The organism is Actinomadura napierensis, assembly GCF_039529375.1.
GTDB lineage: Bacteria > Actinomycetota > Actinomycetes > Streptosporangiales > Streptosporangiaceae > Spirillospora > Spirillospora napierensis.
Genome location: NZ_BAAAMR010000004.1, coordinates 91944 through 109254, shown reverse-complemented (window position 1 = coordinate 109254; position 17311 = coordinate 91944). Strand labels below are relative to the sequence as shown.

Here is a 17311-nt window from a genome sequence, read left to right as displayed (position 1 = left end):
GGCCAGAAGTCTGGTCATTAGATGACTTGTTGTCTAGATGTATCGTGCTGCCCGTGAATGTTCCCCGGGTCGCCCTCATCGGCGAATGCATGATCGAACTGCGGCATCTGACGCCGGACCGGCTCGCCCTCGGCTACGCCGGAGACGTCTTCAACGCCGCCGCCTACCTGGCGCGCAGCGCCGTCCCCGGCGCGCTGGACGTGCAGTTCGTCACGGTCACCGGCGACGACCCCTACAGCGTCGGGATGCGCGCGGCCTGGCACGCCCACGGTGTCGGCGACAGGTACGCGCGGGTGCGGCCCGGCGGCCGCGCCGGGCTCTACCTGATCCGCACCGACGAGCACGGCGAGCGGACGTTCCAGCACTATCGGAGCGAATCGCCCGCCCGCGACCTGTTCGGGCCGGACCAGCCCGCCTCGATCGACGAGGCCATCGCCGGCCACGACCTGGTCTACCTGTCCGGGATCACCCTCTCGATCATGACGGAGCGGGCCCGCGCCCGGCTGGCCGAGGTGCTGGCGGAAACCCGGCGGCGCGGCGGGCTCGTCGCCTACGACGGCAACCACCGGCCCAGCGGCTGGCCCTCTCCCGGCGCGGCGGCCGGGGCGGCCGCCGCGGTGCTGGCGCACACCTCCATCGCGCTGCCGTCCCTGGACGACGACCGGCTCGTGCACGGCGACGCGTCCGCCCGGGCCTGCGTCGGACGGCTCCGGGACGCCGGCGTGCCGGAGATCGTCGTCAAGCTGGGCGCCGAGGGCTGCGTCATCGCCGACCGCGACTCGATGGAGGCCGTGCCCGCCGTGCCGGACGCGCACGTGGTCGACACCACCTCGGCGGGCGACGCGTTCAACGGCGGCTACCTGGCGGCGCGCCTGGCCGGCGCAGGCCGGCGCGCCGCCGCCGAGGCGGGCGCCCGGCTGGCCGCGGAGGTGATCGGCCATCCCGGCGCGCTCCTCCCGCCGCTCGGGGCGTCCGTCACTCCCAGGCCGCCGAGCCCTTGAAGGGGTAGTGCTCGCCCTCCACGTAGCGGGGCATCGGCTGGTAGGCGTTGACGCCGGGTTCGCCGCGCAGCAGCAGCGCGCTCGGGAACGGCTGCGGCTCGGCGGTGATCCGGGTCGAGGTCGGGATGTAGCGGATCGTCAGGCCGCAGCGCCGGTGCGGCGAGGTGTTGGCGTTGCTGCCGTGCATGATCCCCGGATGGTGGACCTCCACGTCGCCGGGGCGCAGCACCATGTCGACCGCCTTCGACTCGTCCACGGCCACGTCGCTCTCCACGTTGAAGACCGCGTCGTCGCCGTCGAGCTCCCGGACGGCGTGAAGTTCCTCACGATGCGAGCCCGGGATGACGCGCAGGCAGCCGTTCTCCGGCGTGGAATGGTCCACCGAAAGCCACAGTGTCACGACCCGCATCGGGTCCAATGGCCAGAACGCCCCGTCCTGGTGCCAGCGGACGGCCTTGCCCGTGTGCGGCGGCTTGGCGATGTAGTGCGAGGCGAACAGCGCGATGTCGGGGCCGATGAACCGCTCGGCGACGTCGAGCAGCCGGCCGTCGGAGACGAGCCGCACCCAGAACGGGTCGCGGGCCACCAGCTCGGTCGACAGGTCCTCGCCGCTGCGTCCCGGATGGCGCTCCTGCAGCCAGCGGACGTGACCGTCCGCCTCGGCCACCAGCTCGGAATCCAGCACGCCGGGGAAGATCGCGTACCCGTCGGCCTCGTACTTCTCCATGAACTCCATGGCGGCAAGATATCTAGAGACCAAGTCATCTAGTCAATAGTTGGCCAACCGGAACAAACCTCTGCGCGGCGAAGTCTCGCAGTGGGCTCCGCAGGCGGTAGTTTCGGAGGCAGCGGGACCATCCTGCGAGGGAGTGACGTGACCGAGGAAACCGCTGCCATGCCTGCCAGTACACAGTTGTCCGTGCGCGACGTGGTGACAGTGAAGCTGCCCGCCGCGAGCGCCTACCTGTCGGTGCTCAGAACCGCGACCGCGGGGCTGGCCGCCAGGCTGGACTTCACGCTGGACGAGATAGAGGACCTGCGCATCGCGGTCGACGAGGCGTGCGCGATGCTGCTGTCCCAGGCCGTGCCCGGGACGGACCTGTCGTGCGAGTTCGAGCTGACCGGGGAGGCCATGCGCATCTCGGTGTCGGTGCTCACCGTGGACGGCGCGGAGCCCAGCCGCGACACCTTCGCCTGGACGGTCCTGTCGTCCCTGGCCGGCGAGGTCGACGCGCAGATCGGCTCCGACGACCGGGTGACCGTGACGCTGCAGAAGCGGCGCGGTACGGCGGGGGCCCCGTGACGGAGAAGACGACCATCGCCGGCGCGAGCAACGAGCGGTCCGAGAGCAGCGGCGTACCGGACCGCGCGCGGGCCCGTGCGCTGTTCGAGCGCCTCGCCGAGCTGCCCGAGGGCGACCCGGAGCGGCAGCGCATCCGCGACCAGCTCGTCGAGCTGCACCTGCCCCTGGTGGAGTACCTGGCCCGGCGCTTCCGCAACCGCGGCGAGTGGCTGGACGACCTGATCCAGGTCGCCACCATCGGGCTGATCAAATCGATCGACCGGTTCGACCTGGAGCGCGGCGTGGAGTTCTCCACCTACGCCACGCCCACGATCGTCGGGGAGATCAAGCGCCACTTCCGCGACAAGGGCTGGGCCGTCCGGGTGCCGCGCCGGCTGCAGGAGCTGAAGCTGTCGCTGACCAAGGCGATCAGCGACCTCGCGCAGCGCGAGGGCCGGGCGCCGACGGTCAGCGAGCTGGCCGCGCACCTGCAGATGAGCGAGGAAGAGGTGCTGGAGGGCCTGGAGTCGGCGAACGCCTACTCCACGGTGTCCCTCGACGCGCCCGACTCCGGCGACGAGGACGCGCCCGCCGTGGCGGACTCGCTCGGCATGATCGACGAGTCGCTGGAGGGCGTGGAGTACCGCGAGTCCCTCAAGCCGCTGCTGGAGAAGCTGCCCGCGCGGGAGAAGAAGATCCTGCTGCTGCGGTTCTTCGGGAACATGACGCAGTCGCAGATCGCGGCGGAGCTCGGGATCTCGCAGATGCACGTGTCGCGGCTGCTGGCGCGCACGCTCGCGCAGCTGCGCGAGGGCCTGACCGCCGACGAGTAGGACGGCCGAACGCCGAAGGGCCCCGGGGACGCTCTCCCCGGGGCCCTCGGCGTTGATCGCCGGTTGATCGCTGCGGGTGTTCGGTCAGTTCTTGGCGGACGTGCCCTTGGCGGGCTGCTCCTTCAGGCGGTCCATCAGCTTCTGCCCGAGGGAGCGGCCGTCCGCGGGGCGCGTGTCCGCGGCGCCGGTCGCGGGCTTCGGGTCGCGGGGCGGCGCGTCCGCGGCGTCCTCGTCCTCGTCCGGGTCCTCGACGAGCCAGGCGGTGCTCGGCGGGCTCAGCACCGTGACCAGCGCGAGCACGGCGACCACGCCCATCGGGACGGCGATGGCGGGACGGTCGCTCTGCCACAGCGACCAGGCGACCGGCAGCGCGAACAGCTGCGTCAGCACCGTCGGGGCGCGGCTCCACTGGGCGGCGCGCAGCAGGCCGCGGGCGCAGGCGAGCATGCCCAGCCCGCCGGCGAGGGCGAGGACGGTCACCCCGATCGCGCTCACCGGGTCGACGGCGGCGCCGGCGGCGGTCTCCACGCCGGTGTAGACGCCGAACGCGACGGCGCCGAGGCCCTCCGCGCCCTCCAGGACGGCGGCGGCCCGCACGGTGATGGGACGATCGGTCACATCGAAACCCTACTCGGCCGCGGCCGTGCCCGACGCGCGGGTAAACCCGTGGATGACCCTCGGTACGCTGGCGCCGTGCGCGCCATGCTCATCGCCAATCCCAAGGCGACCTCCACCTCCCGGAGGGCCCGCGACATCCTCGTGCGGGCCTTCGCCGGCGACCTCGACCTCGAGATCGCCGAGACCGCGCACCGCGGCCACGCGACCGAGCTGGCCCGGCTCGCCGCCGCCGAGGGCTACGACGCGGTGATCGCGCTCGGCGGCGACGGCACGGTGAACGAGGCGGTGAACGGCCTCCTCGCGGACGGCCCCTCGCCCGGCCTGCCGGCGCTGGCGGTGCTGCCGTCCGGGAGCGCGAACGTGTTCGCCCGCGCGCTGGGGCTGCCGAACGACCCGATCGGCGCGACGAAGGCGGTGCTGGAGGCGCTGCGCGCCGGACGGTACCGGACGGTCGGGCTGGGGGCGGCGTGCCTGCCGGACGGCGTGCGGCGGTACTTCACCTTCAACGCGGGCGTGGGGCTGGACGCGGAGGTCGTCCGGGAGGTGGAGCGGCGCCGCGGCGCGGGCGCGAAGGCCGACCCGTCGCTGTACGTGCGGGCCGCGGTCCGCCATTTCTTCGCGGGCACGGATCGGCGCCGTCCGGCTCTCACACTGGAAGTGCCGGGCCGTCCTCCGAAATCGGGCCTGTTCCTGGCGTTCGTGTCGAATACCGCGCCGTGGACTTTCATGGGCCGGCTGCCGGTGAATCCGAGTCCGAAGGCGAACTTCGGGCGCGGGCTGGACGTGTTCGGCATGCGTTCCATGGACGCCGTCCCCATCCTCGGCGCGCTCGGGCAGATGATGCTGGTGCGCACCCGCCCGGTGCAGGGACGGCACGTGGTGAACGTGCACGACGCGGCGGAGGTCACCCTGCGGGCGAGCCGCCCGGTCGCCTTTCAGCTGGACGGCGACTATCTCGGAGAACAGCGCAGCGTGACGTTCCGCTCGGTGCCGAAGGCGGTCCGCATCCTCATCTGAGACCGGCGTCACGCCATGCTGGAAGCCAAGTAACACGGCCGACCCACAGGTGTGACACATGCGACACCCATACTTTGAGAATCCCTTCTCAAAGGTCTTGCGTCTGCCCGTACCCGGCTGAAACGCTCGTAGTGCGCCAGCCGACAGGGGCCCCAACGTCGTCCGCCTCCTGCTCGCAGCGCCGCGGAACAATCACCCCTGGATCGCCGGCCACCGCCGCTCCGGGCGTTCGCGACATGTGAAGCCGTTCACAAACGTGGAGTGTCTCACACCACCTGACGAAGGAGTGGACCGCATGGACTGGCGCCACCGCGCTGCCTGCCGTGACGTGGACCCCGAGCTGTTCTTCCCGATCGGCAACACCGGGCCCGCGATCCTGCAGATCGAAGAGGCCAAGCAGGTGTGCCGGCGTTGCGACGTGACGGACGCCTGCCTGCGCTGGGCGCTGGAGTCCGGCCAGGACTCCGGTGTATGGGGCGGGATGGGCGAGGACGAGCGCCGCGCCCTCAAGCGCCGCGCCAGCCGCGCCCGCGCCCGCGCCAACGCGGGCCTGTAGAACCCCGATCGCACCGTCCGACGGCGCCGCTTCCGAACCCCCAGGGCCGGAAAGCCGGCGCCGTAGGCATTCCCGGCCCCGGCCGTGCCGCGAGATCAGAGCCGCGAGGTCAGGCTCGCGGGCCGGAGCGGTGGTTGTGGTCGAGCGGGACGTCCACCGTGACCTCGGTTCCGCCGCCGGGACGGTCGCGGAAGTCGAGGCGGCCGCCGAGCTCGCCGACGATGAGGGTGCGGACGATCTGCAGGCCGAGGCTGTTGCTGCTCTCCACGTCGAAGTCCGGGGGCAGGCCCACGCCGTCGTCGGTCACGATCGCGACGAGGCGGGGACCGTCGCCCGGCCCGCGGGGCGCCTCCTTCGGGGCGTGCGGCTCGGACGCGCCGGAGTCGGGCCATTCGCCCCAGACCCGGACGCCCGCCGGCTCGCTGGGCGCGCCGCCCTCCCCGTAGCGGCGGGCGACGACCTCCAGCGTGCCGAACCGGTTGGCGAGGCCGTGCTCCAGCGCGTTCTGCAGCAGCTCGGTGAGCGCCATCGCCAGCGGCGTCGCGACCTCGGCGGGCAGCACGCCGAAGCTGCCGGTCCGCTTCGGCTCGACCTTGGTCTCCGGGGTGGACACCTCCCCCGCCATCATGATCACGCGGTCCGCGATGTCGTCGAAGTCGATCAGCTCGTCGGGGGTGTGCGACAGGGTCTCGTGCACGATCGCGATCGACCCGACCCGGCGGACCGCCTCGTCCAGCGCCGCCCGCCCCTCCGGGATCCGCAGCCGGCGCGCCTGGAGCCGCAGCAGCGCGGCGACCGTCTGCAGGTTGTTCTTCACCCGGTGGTGGATCTCCCGGATGGTGGCGTCCTTGGTCATCAGCTCCCGGTCGCGCCAGCGCAGTTCGGTGACGTCGCGGCACAGCACGATCGCGCCGATCCGGGTGCCGCCGACGACCAGCGGGATCGTCCGCAGCTGCATGACCGAGCCGTTCGACTCGACCTCCACCTCGCGCGGGGCCCGGCCGCTGAGCACGACGCTGAGCGCCTCCTCCAGCGGCTCGCCGGTGTCGCACAGGTCGGCGGTGACCTTGCCGAGCGACTCGCCGACCAGGTCGGACGGCAGGCCGAGGCGCCGGTAGGCGGACTGGGCGTTCGGGCTGGCGTAGGTGACGCCGCCACCGCGGTCCAGCCGCATCAGCCCGTCGCCGACGCGCGGCGAGCGGACCATGTTCGGCTCCTCGCCCGGCACCGGGAACCGGCCCTCGGAGATCATCTTGGCGAGGTCGCTGGCGCTCTGCAGATAGGTCAGCTCCAGCCGGGACGGGGTGCGCGCCGAGCTGAGGTTGGTGCTGCGCTGGATCACTCCGAGGATCTTGGCGCCGCGGCGCACCGGGATCGACTCCTCCCGCACGGGGATGCCGCTGCCCCACTCCGGGTCGCCCTCCCGGACGATCCGCCGCTCCCGCCACGCCACGTCGATCAGCCCGCGCCGCCCCGTCCGGACGACCTTGCCGACGAGGTCCTCGGAGTAGGCGGTGGGACCGGTCGTCGGCCGCATCTGCGCGATCGCCACCCAGCCCTGCACGGCCGCGTTCGTGTCGAGCGCGCCGCCGCGCCGCCCGCCCCGGCCGCCCTGCTCGTCGGCCGGGACCGCCGCGCCGGACCGCAGCGGCACCCACAGCAGCAGGTCCGCGAACGACAGGTCGGCGAGCAGCTGCCAGTCCGACACCAGCGCGTGCAGCCACTCGACATCGGTCTCGGTGAGGTCGGTGTGGTCGCGGACCAGATCGGTCAAGGTAGGCACGCGACCATCATCGCCCATCCGATTTGGTGCCCCGCCTCCGTCCCCGCCGCACGCCACCTGGCAGGATTCCCGCATGACCGCTGCACCCGACGCGCCGGCGGGACCCCCGCCGAGCCGCCCCGACCCGCTCGCCCGGCTCCGCGACGCGGCCGCCCGGCGGGCCGAGGCGGGCCTGCGGCGGACGCTGCGCCCCCGCGGCGCCGACCACGACGGCATGGCCGACCTGGCGTCCAACGACTACCTGGGGCTGTCCGGCGATCCCCGGCTCGTGGAGGGCGCGGTCGCCGCGGCCCGCGCGTGGGGCACCGGGTCGTCCGGGTCCCGGCTGGTCACCGGCACGACCGCGCTGCACGCCGAGCTGGACCGGCGGCTCGCCGCGTTCACCGGCAGCACCGCCGGGCTGGTGTTCTCCTCCGGCTTCCTGGCCAACCTCGGCGCCGTCACCGCGCTGTCCGGCCCCGGCACCCTGGTGGTGTCCGACCAGGTCAACCACGCCTCGATCGTGGACGCGTGCCGGCTGTCGCGCGCCCGGGTCGCGATCGTCCCGCACCGGGACGCGGCCGCCGTCGAGCGGGCCCTCGCCGAACGTGACGAAGAGCACGCGGTCGTCGTCACCGACGCGGTGTTCTCCGTGGACGGCGACCTCGCGCCGCTCGCCGAACTGCACCGCGCCGCCCGCGCGCACGGCGCGCTGTTGGTGATCGACGAGGCGCACGCGCTCGGCGTCGTCGGCGACGGCGGACGCGGCGCCGCGCACGCCGCCGGCCTCGCCGGCGAACCCGACGTGGTCCTCACCCTCACCCTGTCGAAGTCGCTGGCCTCGCAGGGCGGCGCCGTCCTCGGCGCGCCGGAGGTCGTCCAGGCGCTGCTGGACACCGGCCGCTCGTTCATCTTCGACACCGGCCTGAACCCGCCCGCCGTGGGCGCCGCGCTCGCCGCCCTCGACGTCCTGGAGGCGGACCCGGACCTGCCCGCCCGGGCCCGTGCCACCGCCCGCAGGATGGCAAACCTCGCGGCCGGTTCCGGCCTGGAGACCGCCGACCCGGCCGCCGCCGTCGTCCCGGTGTTCCTCGGCGAACCGGACACCGCGGTACACGCCGCCGGGATCTGCGCTGAGCACGGGCTGCGCGTCGGCTGCTTCCGCCCCCCGTCCGTCCCGAAGGGACGGGCGTGCCTGCGGCTCACCGCGCGGGCGACCGTGAGCGAGGCGGACCTCACAAGGCTGCGGGCGGCCCTGGCGGAGGTCGTGCACTCTACCGGCCGTAGTCTTCACGCATAACATCGGGGGAAACCGATGATGAACGTGAGGAGATGCCGTGACGGAGGTCAGGGGCGGACCCCGGCACGGGGACGGATTCGAGCGCGGATTCGATCGGGCGGCGCTCGGCGACCTGGGTAAGCACCACACCAACCAGGCGCCGCGCATCCCGAAGTACTACAAGCTCAAAGAACTCCTCGTCGAGCTCATCCAGTCGCTGCCGCCGGGCAGCCCGCTGCCGCCCGAGCGGGCGCTGGCGGAGAAGTACGAGACGTCCCGGACGACCGTCCGGCAGGCGCTCGCCGAACTCGTCGTCGAAGGACGCCTGCAGCGCATCCAGGGCAAGGGCACCTTCGTCGCCAAGCCGAAGGTCTCGCAGGAGCTGCAGCTCGTCTCCTACACCGAGGACATGCGCCACCACGGCCTGCGCCCCGAGACCCGCATCCTGGACGCCGGCTACGTCAGCGCCGACGAGCGCCTCGCCACGCTGCTGTGCATCCGCCCCGGCGGGCGCGTCCTGCGCATCCACCGGCTCCGCCTCGCCGACGGCGAGCCGATGTCGATCGACACCTCGCACCTCCCGGCCCGCCGCTTCCCCGGCCTGCGCCGCGAGCTGCCCCGGCACCGCTCCCTGTACGAGACCCTCGCCACCGCCTACGACGTCCACCTGACGGAGGCGGAGGAGACCATCGAGACCGTCCTCGCCACCCCGCACGACGCGCAGCTCCTCGGCGTCGACGTCGGCCTGCCCATGCTCCTGCTGTCCCGGCACGCCTTCGACACCACCGGCCAGCCCGTCGAATGGGCCCAGTCCCTCTACCGCGGCGACCGCTACAAGTTCATCACCCGCCTCCGCCGCGACACCTGACCGCCACCCTCGCGGCCTCCTGATTTCGAGCACAGGTTCGAAGGTTCCGGCTACGCTGGGTGCATCCCTTCTCTACGATGACCGGAGCAGATCGTGAGGGAGGAGTCACAGGAAGTGAAGGTCTTGTCGGACGAAGAGGTGTCGATGCTGCCCGACGCCCCTTACAACCTGTGGGTGCGCGGCGAACTCGATGACCACCTCGACACCCCCGAAGGATCCCGAGTCGAGATCATCGGAGGAAGGGTCGTCGTGTCACCGCCGCCAGTGTTCGAGCACAATGCCGTCATCGGTGACATCACGATGGTCTTCAACCGAGCCTTCGGCCCTGACTTCCCCTGGAGGACCGACAGCGGGACCGGGATGTCGCTCGTCGGCGTCGGCGACGGGTTCGTCCCGGACCTGATGCTCCTGGACCAGGAGGTCTTCCAGGCCGCGCGACGCTCCAAAGTACGGACGCTGGTCCCCGATCAGGTCGAAATGGTCGTGGAGGTCACCTCTCGCGGCAACGCCCAGAACGACCAGGAGCCCTCGGGAAGGGGGCGTGGCAACAACAAGTGGAACGGCTACGCCAGGGCGGAGATCCCGTACTACCTGCTGGTCGACCGCTCCCCCAAGGCCGCGCGTTCCATCCTGTACTCGATCCCGGACCAGGCCCTCGGCGCCTACCTGCACCAGGAATCATGGGCATTCGGCGAGACGGTAGACCTTCCCGACCCGTTCGACATCGAGATCAGCACCGCCGAGTGGGAACCCTGGGAAGACTGAGAATGGGGTACTACGTCGTACACCAGTTCTATTGCATCGACCTCCCGGACACGCCCTACAACCTGGCCCGGACCCACGAGCTGTGGGATTACGTGAACGCCGAAGAAGGCGCCAAGGTCGAGGTGTTCAAGAACCTGATCTCCATCGACGGTGCGCCCCGTCCCCCCACACCGGACTCCCCACGCGCCCGCCCCTGGACGCTTCGGCAGGCGATGGAAGAAATGGAGGCGTTGAAGGCAAAATACCGGGCGAGGTGGGAATCGGAGCAGCACGAGGCCACAGCGAAGGCGTCCGAGGACTGACCAGGGTGGTACCCGCACGGCTCGGCTCCGGCCGGTTCGGCTCTCGTCGGTTCAGCTCGGGTCGGGGGTGTGGGTTTCGCGGAAGGCGGCGGGGTCGAAGGTGCCGCCGAAGGCGGGGGACAGGCCGCGGTGGGCGGCCGGCAGGAACTCGGCGGGGTCGAGGGCGGACGCCCCGGCGGGCAGCGCGCCGGACAGCGGGCGCGCCGCGATGGTCTCCAGGTCCCGGATGTTGCTGCGCATCGCCAGGTCCGGGTCGTCCGGCCAGGAGCCGATGACGACGCCGGCGAGCTGCACGCCGCGGTGCGCCATCGCCTCCAGGGTGAGCGCCGTGTGGTTGAGCGTGCCGAGGTCCGGACGGGTCGCGACGACGACGGCGGCGCCCAGCCAGCGGGCCAGGTCGGCGATGGTGGTGCCCTCCTCGTCGTAGCGGACGAGCAGGCCGCCCGCGCCCTCCACCAGCACCAGGTTGCGGGTCGCGGCGAGTTCCTGGACGTGCTTGGCGACGTCCGGCAGCCGGACGGGCGGGACGCCGGCGCGGCGGGCCGCGGCGGCGGGCGACAGCGGGTCGGGGAACCGCGCGGACTCGTGGACGTCGTCGATGCCGGCGAGCCGGCGCACCTCGTCGAGGTCGCCGGGCTCGCCGCCGGCCATCCCGGTCTGGCCGGGCTTGACGACGGCGACCGACGCGCCGCGCGCGGCGGCGACGGCGGCCAGCGCGGCGGTGACGATGGTCTTGCCGACGCCCGTGCAGGTCCCGGTCACTACGAGCACACTCACGCCCGGCACACTAGCGTGCGGAGCGGGGCCCGGTCGGTCGCGGATTCCCACAGTCTTCCGCCGCCGGATTTGTAGCGCGGGGAACCCGGGGGCGCGGCGGCGCGTCCAAGGCGCATGGCCGGTTCGCAGACACGTACCAGCTTGATCGTCGCGCTCGCGTGCGCGGGCACGCTGGCGGCCTGCGGCGACGCGTCCGGCGTGGCGAAGCCGCCGCACACGCTGGAGCCCGGCGGGTCCACCGCGCCCCCCGCGAAGGACGCCTCGGGCGCTGAACGGCTCGTGCTGCGGATGCGCGAGACCGGCGGCATCGCCGGCATGGGCGGACCGGGCGCCCTGCCCGGCTTCTCGCTCTACTCGACGGGCCGCGCGCTCACCGCGGCGCAGGGGGCGCAGGGGAAGGTCACCGAGTACCGGCTGACACCCGCGGCGCTGGACCGCCTGCTGGACGGGGCCCGCGCCGCCGGACTCGGCCGGTCGCACACCGTCAGCGCCGGGCAGGTCCCGGACGCGACGGTGCTGGAGTTCACGATGGGCGACGCGCGCACCAGGATCGTCCAGCCGGAGGGGCGGTCGGACCCGGCGGTGAGGTTCCGGGCACGGCTCGATCCGCGCACGTGGCCGGCGTCCGATCTCGCGTCCGGGCCGCGGCCCTACGAGCCGTCCCAGGTGGCGGTGCTCGCGTCGCCGGGCGCCGCGGCCGACGGCCCGGTCCGGGCGTGGCCGCTGGCGCCGCTGGGCAAGGGCACGACGGTCGGCGTCGGCGTCTGCACGCTCGCCGCGCCCGCGAAGGTCCCGGCGACGAGTCCGGGCGCCGCCTGGCGCAGCGGCGGCAAGATCTACAGTGTGCGGCTGCGGCCGCTGCTGCCCGACGAGCACTCCTGCGCCGACCTCCGCTGACCCGCCAGGGCGATACGGCGCACGTCAACGTCCGGCGGCGAGGTCGGCGGCGACTTCGCGGGTGACGGTCCGCAGGTCGGGGGCGAGCTGGTCGAGGCGGTCGTCGAGGTCGTCGGCGAAGCTCAGACGCTCCAGGTCGGGCGCCCGGACGGCCTCGGGCATCCACGCGGAGTGGATGAGGAACGGGACCGTGGTGCCGTGCGGCGGCGCCAGGACGGCGACGGGCCCGCGGCCGACGTCGGCGGCGTCGAACAACTCGATGCGGAAGCGGTCGTCGTTGTGGACGGCGACGACGAGGTACCCGTCGTGCCCGCCCGGGTCGGCCCCCGCGTACCGGCTGCCGCCGCGTCCGCGCGGCACGAACGAGGGTGACGTCGGGTAGTCGTCCAGCGCGAACGTCCATTCGGCGAGCGGCTTGAGGTCGTCGCGGTCGTGGCTGACGAGGACGGCCGGGGTCTCCTCCGGCGGGAACAGGTCGGCGTCGATGCGGCCGGTGTAGTTGCGCAGCGCCCGCTGGTTGATCGCCTCGGGATGGAAGCCCAGGTAGACGAGGTGGTGCCGGGTCGGGGCGGTCTGCCCCTCGATGCTCCAGTCGATGGCGGACAGCTCGGCCTGCCACCAGCGCGCCGGGTCGCCGGCGCGGGCGTGCTCGCGCACCGTCCCGGTCTCCGGGTCGAACAGCAGGACGGTGGTGAGCGCGGGCGTCATGCCGTGGCAGTACATCCCGCGCAGCGCCGGGTCGACCGGGCGGCCGAACGCGTCGAGGTCGTCCTCGCGCAGGTACATGCCGATGTCGACGCCGGGGGTGTGCTCCATGACGACCTGGACGCCGTCCGCGTCGTCGTACTTGGCGTAGAAGTGGTTGACCTCGGGCGCGATTCGGAACTCCTTGCAGGTCACGGTGCCGCCGCCGGGGCGCAGGTCGTCCTTGCGGATCAGCAGGACGGGCCCGTCGGGGTTGTTGGCGACGGTGCGGTCCGCGCCGAAGATCTCCTCGGCGTCGATCTTGTAGGCGGTGTCGGCGAGGACGAGCCAGTCGCGGGTCTGGGTGATGGTGTGCGTGGCCTGCGGCAGGACGGCGTCCGCGACATCCCAGCGCTCGACCCGGCCCCCCTCCCCCGCATACCGGATCACCGACACGGCGCCGGACATCACGTCGCGGCTGACCGTCCACAGGCAGCCACGCTCGGGGTCGATCACCGGGTGCGCGGACGTGGAGACCAGCGGCAGCACGGCCTGGTCGATGGCGGGCTTCCAGTCGTCGCGGTGGCCGACCTCGGCGACGAACCCCAGCGTGACGGGGTCGACCTCGACGGGCCGCCCGGCGTCCCAGGTGGCGAACAGCCGGTCGCCCCAGGGCAGCGGCGCGGTGTTGGCGGCGTTGACGAACCCCCACGGCGAGCTGGTGCCGACCGGGCCGGCGGTGAACAGGTCGGGGCGGGCGCGGCGCAGCCGGACGGACGGGGTGTCGATCACCCGGGCGCGCCAGCGGAACCGTCCGTCCGGGCCGGGCCGGAGCGGCAGCCGCGCGATGATCCCGTCGCCGAAGAAGGCGTGCAGGGGATGGGTGCGCTGGTCGGAGGTGCTGACGACGAAGTGGCCGCGGACGTCGTCCGGCCAGGCGCCGGCGACGACGTCCAGCTCCATGTCGCCGACGTCCTGCGTGCCGAGGATCGAGCGGGGAACCGGCATGGCGCCTCCTGGGGACGGCGGGGTGACAACGATCGGCGGGTGACAACGGTCGACAGGGCCAATCAACACGCGGCGGGCCCTAGTAGTCAACCCTCTAACGACTATCGCCCCGCGCCGGCGGCCCGGGCGGGTGCATGTCCGCGATGGATGCGGATAGCCTGATATGTCGCGGCCTTCTGGCCGCGGCGACCCGGCAACAACGGCTCCCCGGCCTGGAGAAACACCCGATGCAGACAGTTCCCCTCACCGTCCGCGACGCGCGCCCCCACGAGTACGACCTGATCGGTGAGCTGACCGTCGAGGTGTACGTGCACGGCGGCCTGGTCTCGCCCGCGTCGTCCTACGTCGAGACGCTGCGCAACGCCGCCGACCGGGCCGCCAAGTCCCAGCTGATCGTCGCCGAGGCCGCCGGCGAGGTCGCGGGCGCCGTCGCCTACTGCCCGCCCGGCAGCCCGTACGCCGAGCTGGCCGGCCCGGACGAGGCCGAGTTCCGCATGCTCGCCGTCCTGGCGAAGGCGCGGCGGCTCGGCGCGGGACGCGCCCTGGTCGGCGAGTGCGCGGCGCGAGCCCGCGCCGCGGGGCTGGTCGGGCTGCGGCTGTCCACGCAGTCGAACATGCAGGCCGCGCACCGCATGTACGAGCGGCTCGGCTTCGTCCGCACCCCCGACCGGGACTGGTCGCCGGTGCCCGGCCTGCTCCTGCTCACCTACTCCCTGACGTTCTAGACCTCCCTGACGTTCTAGACGGCCGGGGACGTCCAGAGGCGGGGGCCGGAGCGGGCGTCCAGGCGGCGCAGGAACGACAGGATGCCCGCCGTGCCGGTGCCCCAGGTGAACGCCTGGGTGTCGAGGTCGTTGCCGGCGAAGACCGGCCGTCCCGGCTCACCGCCGCTGCGCACGAGCATCAGCTCGACGATCTCCTCGGCTCCCCGCCAGTACGCGTCGTCGCCCGTGGCCAGGGCGACGTCGATGAGCGCCTCCCCCATGCCCGCGAGGCCGCAGCACTGGGACGACACCCATGCGCGCGGCGCGATCGCCAGGCAGGCGCGGGCACCGCGTTCGGCCAGGTCGAGGTAGTGCGCGTCGTCGTAGGCGCGGGCGGCGCGCAACATCGCGCCGACGACGCCGGACATGCCCTGGCACCACGAGGCGCCCATGGGACGCGCGGCCGGGCCGTCCAACTCGTCGACGAGCGCGGCCGTTCTCTCGGCGAGGGCGGCGAACGCGTCGCGGGCGGCGGTCCCGGCGGCGGCGTCGCCGGTGGCCCGGTGGTAGGCCAGCAGGAAGTCGGCGACGCCCGCGTCGCCGTGCGCGAACGCGGTGTCGACGGCGACGCCGGAGCCGGGCTGCTCGACCGACACGGCCGCGTCGGGCGCGGCGACGTCGCCCGCCAGCAGCCGCCGGGCGCACTCGGCCGCCATCGCGGCGTTGGCCGGATCGGGTGCGAGGGCGTCGAGGAGGAGGTGGCCGGTGCCGATGCCGGCGACGCCGTGCGCCTGGTCCGCGCGCTCGCCGCCGGACGTGCGGACGGGCCGCGGCATCGCGACCCCGGCGGAGGCCAGGAAGACGGCAGTGCCGGTGAGGCCGAAGTACAGCGAGGCGGGCAGGTTCGCGGCGGGCATGTTCGCGGCCGTCCAGCGGGCGAGGTCGGCGCCCGCGGCCTTGCCCTCGGGGTGCTGGAGCAGCTCCATCCCGACGCCCGCCGAACCGGCGTAGACGTTGGTGACGGGCGGGCTCGTCCGGCGGTCCTCCGGCTCGTCCATGAGCTGCTCGGCGAACCGGGCGCACTCGCGCACGGTGTGCGCGAGGACGGACGACAGCAGGCCGCCGGTCAGGCTCGGGGTGGACACCGGGGCCGTGGCCTTCGCGGTCGCGTGGCGTCCGGCCCGGATCTCGGCGGCGGCGCGCGTCCGGACGCCGGGGTCGAGGCTGAGCAGCCGCGGCACGAGCGCGACCACGCCGCCGCCCGGCGACATCCGCGCCAGGCATTGCAGCGACCGCTCGACGCCGCGTTCCGGGTCGGGGTCGATGATGACGGGGTTCATCCCGGTGGCCGCGAAGAACAGCGTCGCGCCGAGCGAGAACAGGTCGTCGGACGGCTCCGACGGGCGGCCGGTGCGCTGGTCGGGGACGCTGTAACCGCGGCTCCAGCCCGGCATCTGCAGGTCCCCGTGGCGGCTGGTGCCGAAGTCGATGATCGTGCAGCCGCCGTCCTCGCCGAGCACCACGTTCTTGGGCGACAGGTCGCGGACGACCACGCCCCGCGCGTGCACCGCGTCGAGGACGGCGAGCAGCCGGGACGCCAGGTCCGCGAGCTCGCGGCCGGTGAGCGCGCCGTGCTCGGCCACGTGCCGGTTGAGGTCGGTGGCGCCGGCGTCGCTCATGACCAGGAACTCGTCCTCGCCGTGCCGGAAGTGGTCGAGCGCCTCCGGGACGCCGTCGACACCGGCGAGGACGGTCAGGACGCGCAGCTCGTTGCGCAGGTACATCCGCAGGTCGTAGCCCTCGGGGTGCTCCCCGACGTAGGCGCGGGCCTCCTTGACGACGACGGGCCGCCCGCCCGCGTCCTCGGCCCGGTAGACGTTGCCGCGCGGCCCGCGCATCACCCCGGTGGTCACGCGGTAGCGGCCGCCGATCGTCCGGGCGCGCGGCGCCGCCGGGCCGGGGGGGGCGGCTGCGGCCGGTGCGGGCGGGCGGAACGGGTCGGTCGCCCACGACGGGCAGGTGAACTCGACGCCGGCCGCGCCGGGTTCGGCCTCACCGTCCGGGCCGACGACGACCAGCTCGAAGTCGCCGTTGTCGTCCACCTTGTACTGCGGCGCGAACGGGGCGTAGCGGTAGTAGACGGGGGCGTCGGGGCGGACGCGGCGGTCGCTGACCACGCGCGGACCGGCCATGCCGGTGAGGGCGGTGGCGAGCGCGTGCCCGAGCCGGGTGACCGCGTCCTGCGGCGGGTAGACGGTGACGGCCTTGCCGACGGACGCCGCGTCGAGGTCGCCGGAGTTCAGCTCGCGCAGCATCTCGGTGGAGCGCGCCACCTTGAAATCGCACGGTGTGGCCAGCAGCAGCGGAAGGATGCGTTCGAGCGTCTCCGCGAACGTGCCGGGCCGCGCGGACACGTGCAGTTTCCAGCCCTGCCGGGGCGCCGCGAAGCCGGGATCGCGCACGCTGATCCAGGTGTCGTCCGACCGGATTTCCCTACCACGCTCGTGGGCAATTGTGGAAATGCGCTGAAATACCGATGGTTCCATTGTCGCCCTTCGATCGCGGTGCGTGACCCGGCAATGGCGGACGCGCAGGAAGAGGCCACCGGTGGGAGCCAATGGCCTTTCCCGCGTGCGTCAGTGAGGGGTCAGACGATGGAGGGGCAGCACGGGTAACTGCTGCACACCGTGCGCTTGCAGGTGTTCACGCAGGCCTGCGGGCCGTGCAGCAGTTCCAGCAGTTCCATCTCGAAGTCCACGTCGAGGTCTTCCGGGTCGAGGACGCCGGCGTCGCGGGGCTCCAGGGCGAGCACGGACATGGGGGGCTCCTTCCTTGACCGCCGTTCGGGCGGCCGTTCGGGACCTGAGCGGGAAGCCGGCATCGGGTGGCGCCGGGTCCCCGGATCAAACGGACGCATTATGGGCAGATGATCAGCGGGCTGTCCAGACAGTGATTTGT

18 protein-coding genes are annotated in these 17311 nt (G+C 73.1%); 11 read left to right on the top strand and 7 right to left on the bottom strand.

The features are described from left to right. The first annotated feature begins 53 nt into the window (after positions 1-53). A complete protein-coding gene (locus ABD296_RS04200; RefSeq protein ID WP_344261597.1) occupies positions 54-1001 on the top strand; it encodes a sugar kinase in 948 nt (315 codons plus the stop codon). Here ABD296_RS04200 and ABD296_RS04195 read toward each other — a convergent pair. Continuing rightward, a complete protein-coding gene (locus ABD296_RS04195; protein ID WP_344261595.1) occupies positions 976-1737 on the bottom strand; it encodes a phytanoyl-CoA dioxygenase family protein in 762 nt (253 codons plus the stop codon). The two genes, ABD296_RS04200 and ABD296_RS04195, sit on opposite strands and share 26 nt — an antisense overlap. 138 nt (positions 1738-1875) lie before the next feature. Here ABD296_RS04195 and ABD296_RS04190 point away from each other — a divergent pair, with 138 nt between their 5' ends. Then, the gene (locus tag ABD296_RS04190; RefSeq protein ID WP_344261593.1) at positions 1876-2304 is read left to right on the top strand and encodes an ATP-binding protein; all 429 of its coding nucleotides are present in this window, start codon (positions 1876-1878) and stop codon (positions 2302-2304) included. After that, positions 2301-3116 (top strand): RNA polymerase sigma factor SigF, encoded by an 816-nt coding sequence (locus ABD296_RS04185; protein WP_173099279.1) that lies wholly within the window; start codon positions 2301-2303, stop codon positions 3114-3116. The genes ABD296_RS04190 and ABD296_RS04185 overlap by 4 nt, the downstream gene beginning before the upstream one ends. A gap of 84 nt (positions 3117-3200) precedes the next feature. Here the strand turns inward: ABD296_RS04185 and ABD296_RS04180 are convergent, their stop codons facing one another. Beyond that, on the bottom strand, positions 3201-3734 hold the full coding sequence (locus ABD296_RS04180) for a hypothetical protein (RefSeq protein WP_344261590.1): 534 nt from the start codon (positions 3732-3734) through the stop codon (positions 3201-3203). A gap of 75 nt (positions 3735-3809) precedes the next feature. Between ABD296_RS04180 and ABD296_RS04175 the strand changes: the two genes are divergently transcribed. Both ABD296_RS04175 and ABD296_RS04170 read left to right on the top strand, forming a co-directional pair. Then, positions 3810-4751, top strand: coding sequence for a diacylglycerol/lipid kinase family protein (locus ABD296_RS04175; RefSeq protein ID WP_344261588.1), 942 nt, complete (start codon positions 3810-3812; stop codon positions 4749-4751). Positions 4752-5046: 295 nt separating this feature from the next. Next, positions 5047-5307, top strand: coding sequence for a WhiB family transcriptional regulator (locus tag ABD296_RS04170; protein WP_151541468.1), 261 nt, complete (start codon positions 5047-5049; stop codon positions 5305-5307). A 109-nt stretch (positions 5308-5416) separates the two neighbouring features. Here ABD296_RS04170 and ABD296_RS04165 read toward each other — a convergent pair whose 3' ends face one another. Then, on the bottom strand, positions 5417-7090 hold the full coding sequence (locus ABD296_RS04165; RefSeq protein WP_344261583.1) for a sensor histidine kinase: 1674 nt from the start codon (positions 7088-7090) through the stop codon (positions 5417-5419). 73 nt (positions 7091-7163) lie between these two features. Between ABD296_RS04165 and ABD296_RS04160 the strand changes: the two genes are divergently transcribed. The 4 genes from ABD296_RS04160 (at position 7164) to ABD296_RS04145 (ending at position 10283) form a co-directional block, all read left to right on the top strand. Further along, on the top strand, positions 7164-8369 hold the full coding sequence (locus ABD296_RS04160) for an 8-amino-7-oxononanoate synthase (RefSeq protein ID WP_344261581.1): 1206 nt from the start codon (positions 7164-7166) through the stop codon (positions 8367-8369). 37 nt (positions 8370-8406) lie between these two features. Then, complete coding sequence (locus ABD296_RS04155) at positions 8407-9216, top strand: GntR family transcriptional regulator (protein ID WP_407061440.1); 810 nt, start codon at positions 8407-8409, stop codon at positions 9214-9216. A 114-nt stretch (positions 9217-9330) separates the two neighbouring features. Then, a complete protein-coding gene (locus ABD296_RS04150) occupies positions 9331-9981 on the top strand; it encodes a Uma2 family endonuclease (protein WP_344261579.1) in 651 nt (216 codons plus the stop codon). 2 nt (positions 9982-9983) lie between these two features. Beyond that, entirely contained in the window at positions 9984-10283 is a 300-nt protein-coding gene (locus ABD296_RS04145) for a hypothetical protein (protein ID WP_344261577.1), read from the top strand. A 51-nt stretch (positions 10284-10334) separates the two neighbouring features. Here the strand turns inward: ABD296_RS04145 and bioD are convergent, their stop codons facing one another. Beyond that, entirely contained in the window at positions 10335-11060 is a 726-nt protein-coding gene (gene bioD, locus ABD296_RS04140; RefSeq protein WP_344261574.1) for a dethiobiotin synthase, read from the bottom strand. Positions 11061-11201: 141 nt separating this feature from the next. On the opposite strand from bioD, the gene ABD296_RS04135 reads away from it, so the two are divergent. Next, positions 11202-11957 (top strand): hypothetical protein, encoded by a 756-nt coding sequence (locus tag ABD296_RS04135; RefSeq protein ID WP_344261572.1) that lies wholly within the window; start codon positions 11202-11204, stop codon positions 11955-11957. Between the two features lie 24 nt (positions 11958-11981). On the opposite strand, the gene ABD296_RS04130 is transcribed toward ABD296_RS04135, so the two are convergent. Continuing rightward, positions 11982-13649: a carotenoid oxygenase family protein gene (locus ABD296_RS04130; protein WP_344261570.1), complete on the bottom strand. Its 1668-nt coding sequence runs from the start codon at positions 13647-13649 to the stop codon at positions 11982-11984. Positions 13650-13876: 227 nt separating this feature from the next. Here ABD296_RS04130 and ABD296_RS04125 point away from each other — a divergent pair, with 227 nt between their 5' ends. Next, the gene (locus ABD296_RS04125; RefSeq protein WP_344261568.1) at positions 13877-14374 is read left to right on the top strand and encodes a GNAT family N-acetyltransferase; all 498 of its coding nucleotides are present in this window, start codon (positions 13877-13879) and stop codon (positions 14372-14374) included. 14 nt (positions 14375-14388) lie between these two features. On the opposite strand, the gene lanL is transcribed toward ABD296_RS04125, so the two are convergent. After that, positions 14389-16899 carry a class IV lanthionine synthetase LanL gene (lanL, locus tag ABD296_RS04120; RefSeq protein ID WP_344261566.1) on the bottom strand — a complete coding sequence of 837 codons (2511 nt, stop codon included), beginning with the start codon at positions 16897-16899 and terminating at the stop codon, positions 14389-14391. A gap of 101 nt (positions 16900-17000) precedes the next feature. Then, on the bottom strand, positions 17001-17171 hold the full coding sequence (locus tag ABD296_RS04115) for a hypothetical protein (RefSeq protein ID WP_192808868.1): 171 nt from the start codon (positions 17169-17171) through the stop codon (positions 17001-17003). Between the last annotated feature and the right edge of the window lie 140 nt (positions 17172-17311).

Bases quoted from the DNA above. Each gene is read 5' to 3' on its own strand.
- ABD296_RS04195 (WP_344261595.1), bottom strand. From the start codon at position 1,737: ATGGAGTTCATGGAGAAGTACGAGGCCGACGGGTACGCGATCTTCCCC.
- ABD296_RS04170 (WP_151541468.1), top strand. From the start codon at position 5,047: ATGGACTGGCGCCACCGCGCTGCCTGCCGTGACGTGGACCCCGAGCTG.
- ABD296_RS04160 (WP_344261581.1), top strand. From the start codon at position 7,164: ATGACCGCTGCACCCGACGCGCCGGCGGGACCCCCGCCGAGCCGCCCC.
- ABD296_RS04145 (WP_344261577.1), top strand. From the start codon at position 9,984: ATGGGGTACTACGTCGTACACCAGTTCTATTGCATCGACCTCCCGGAC.
- ABD296_RS04130 (WP_344261570.1), bottom strand. From the start codon at position 13,649: ATGCCGGTTCCCCGCTCGATCCTCGGCACGCAGGACGTCGGCGACATG.
- ABD296_RS04125 (WP_344261568.1), top strand. From the start codon at position 13,877: ATGCAGACAGTTCCCCTCACCGTCCGCGACGCGCGCCCCCACGAGTAC.
- lanL (WP_344261566.1), bottom strand. From the start codon at position 16,899: ATGGAACCATCGGTATTTCAGCGCATTTCCACAATTGCCCACGAGCGT.
- ABD296_RS04115 (WP_192808868.1), bottom strand. From the start codon at position 17,171: ATGTCCGTGCTCGCCCTGGAGCCCCGCGACGCCGGCGTCCTCGACCCG.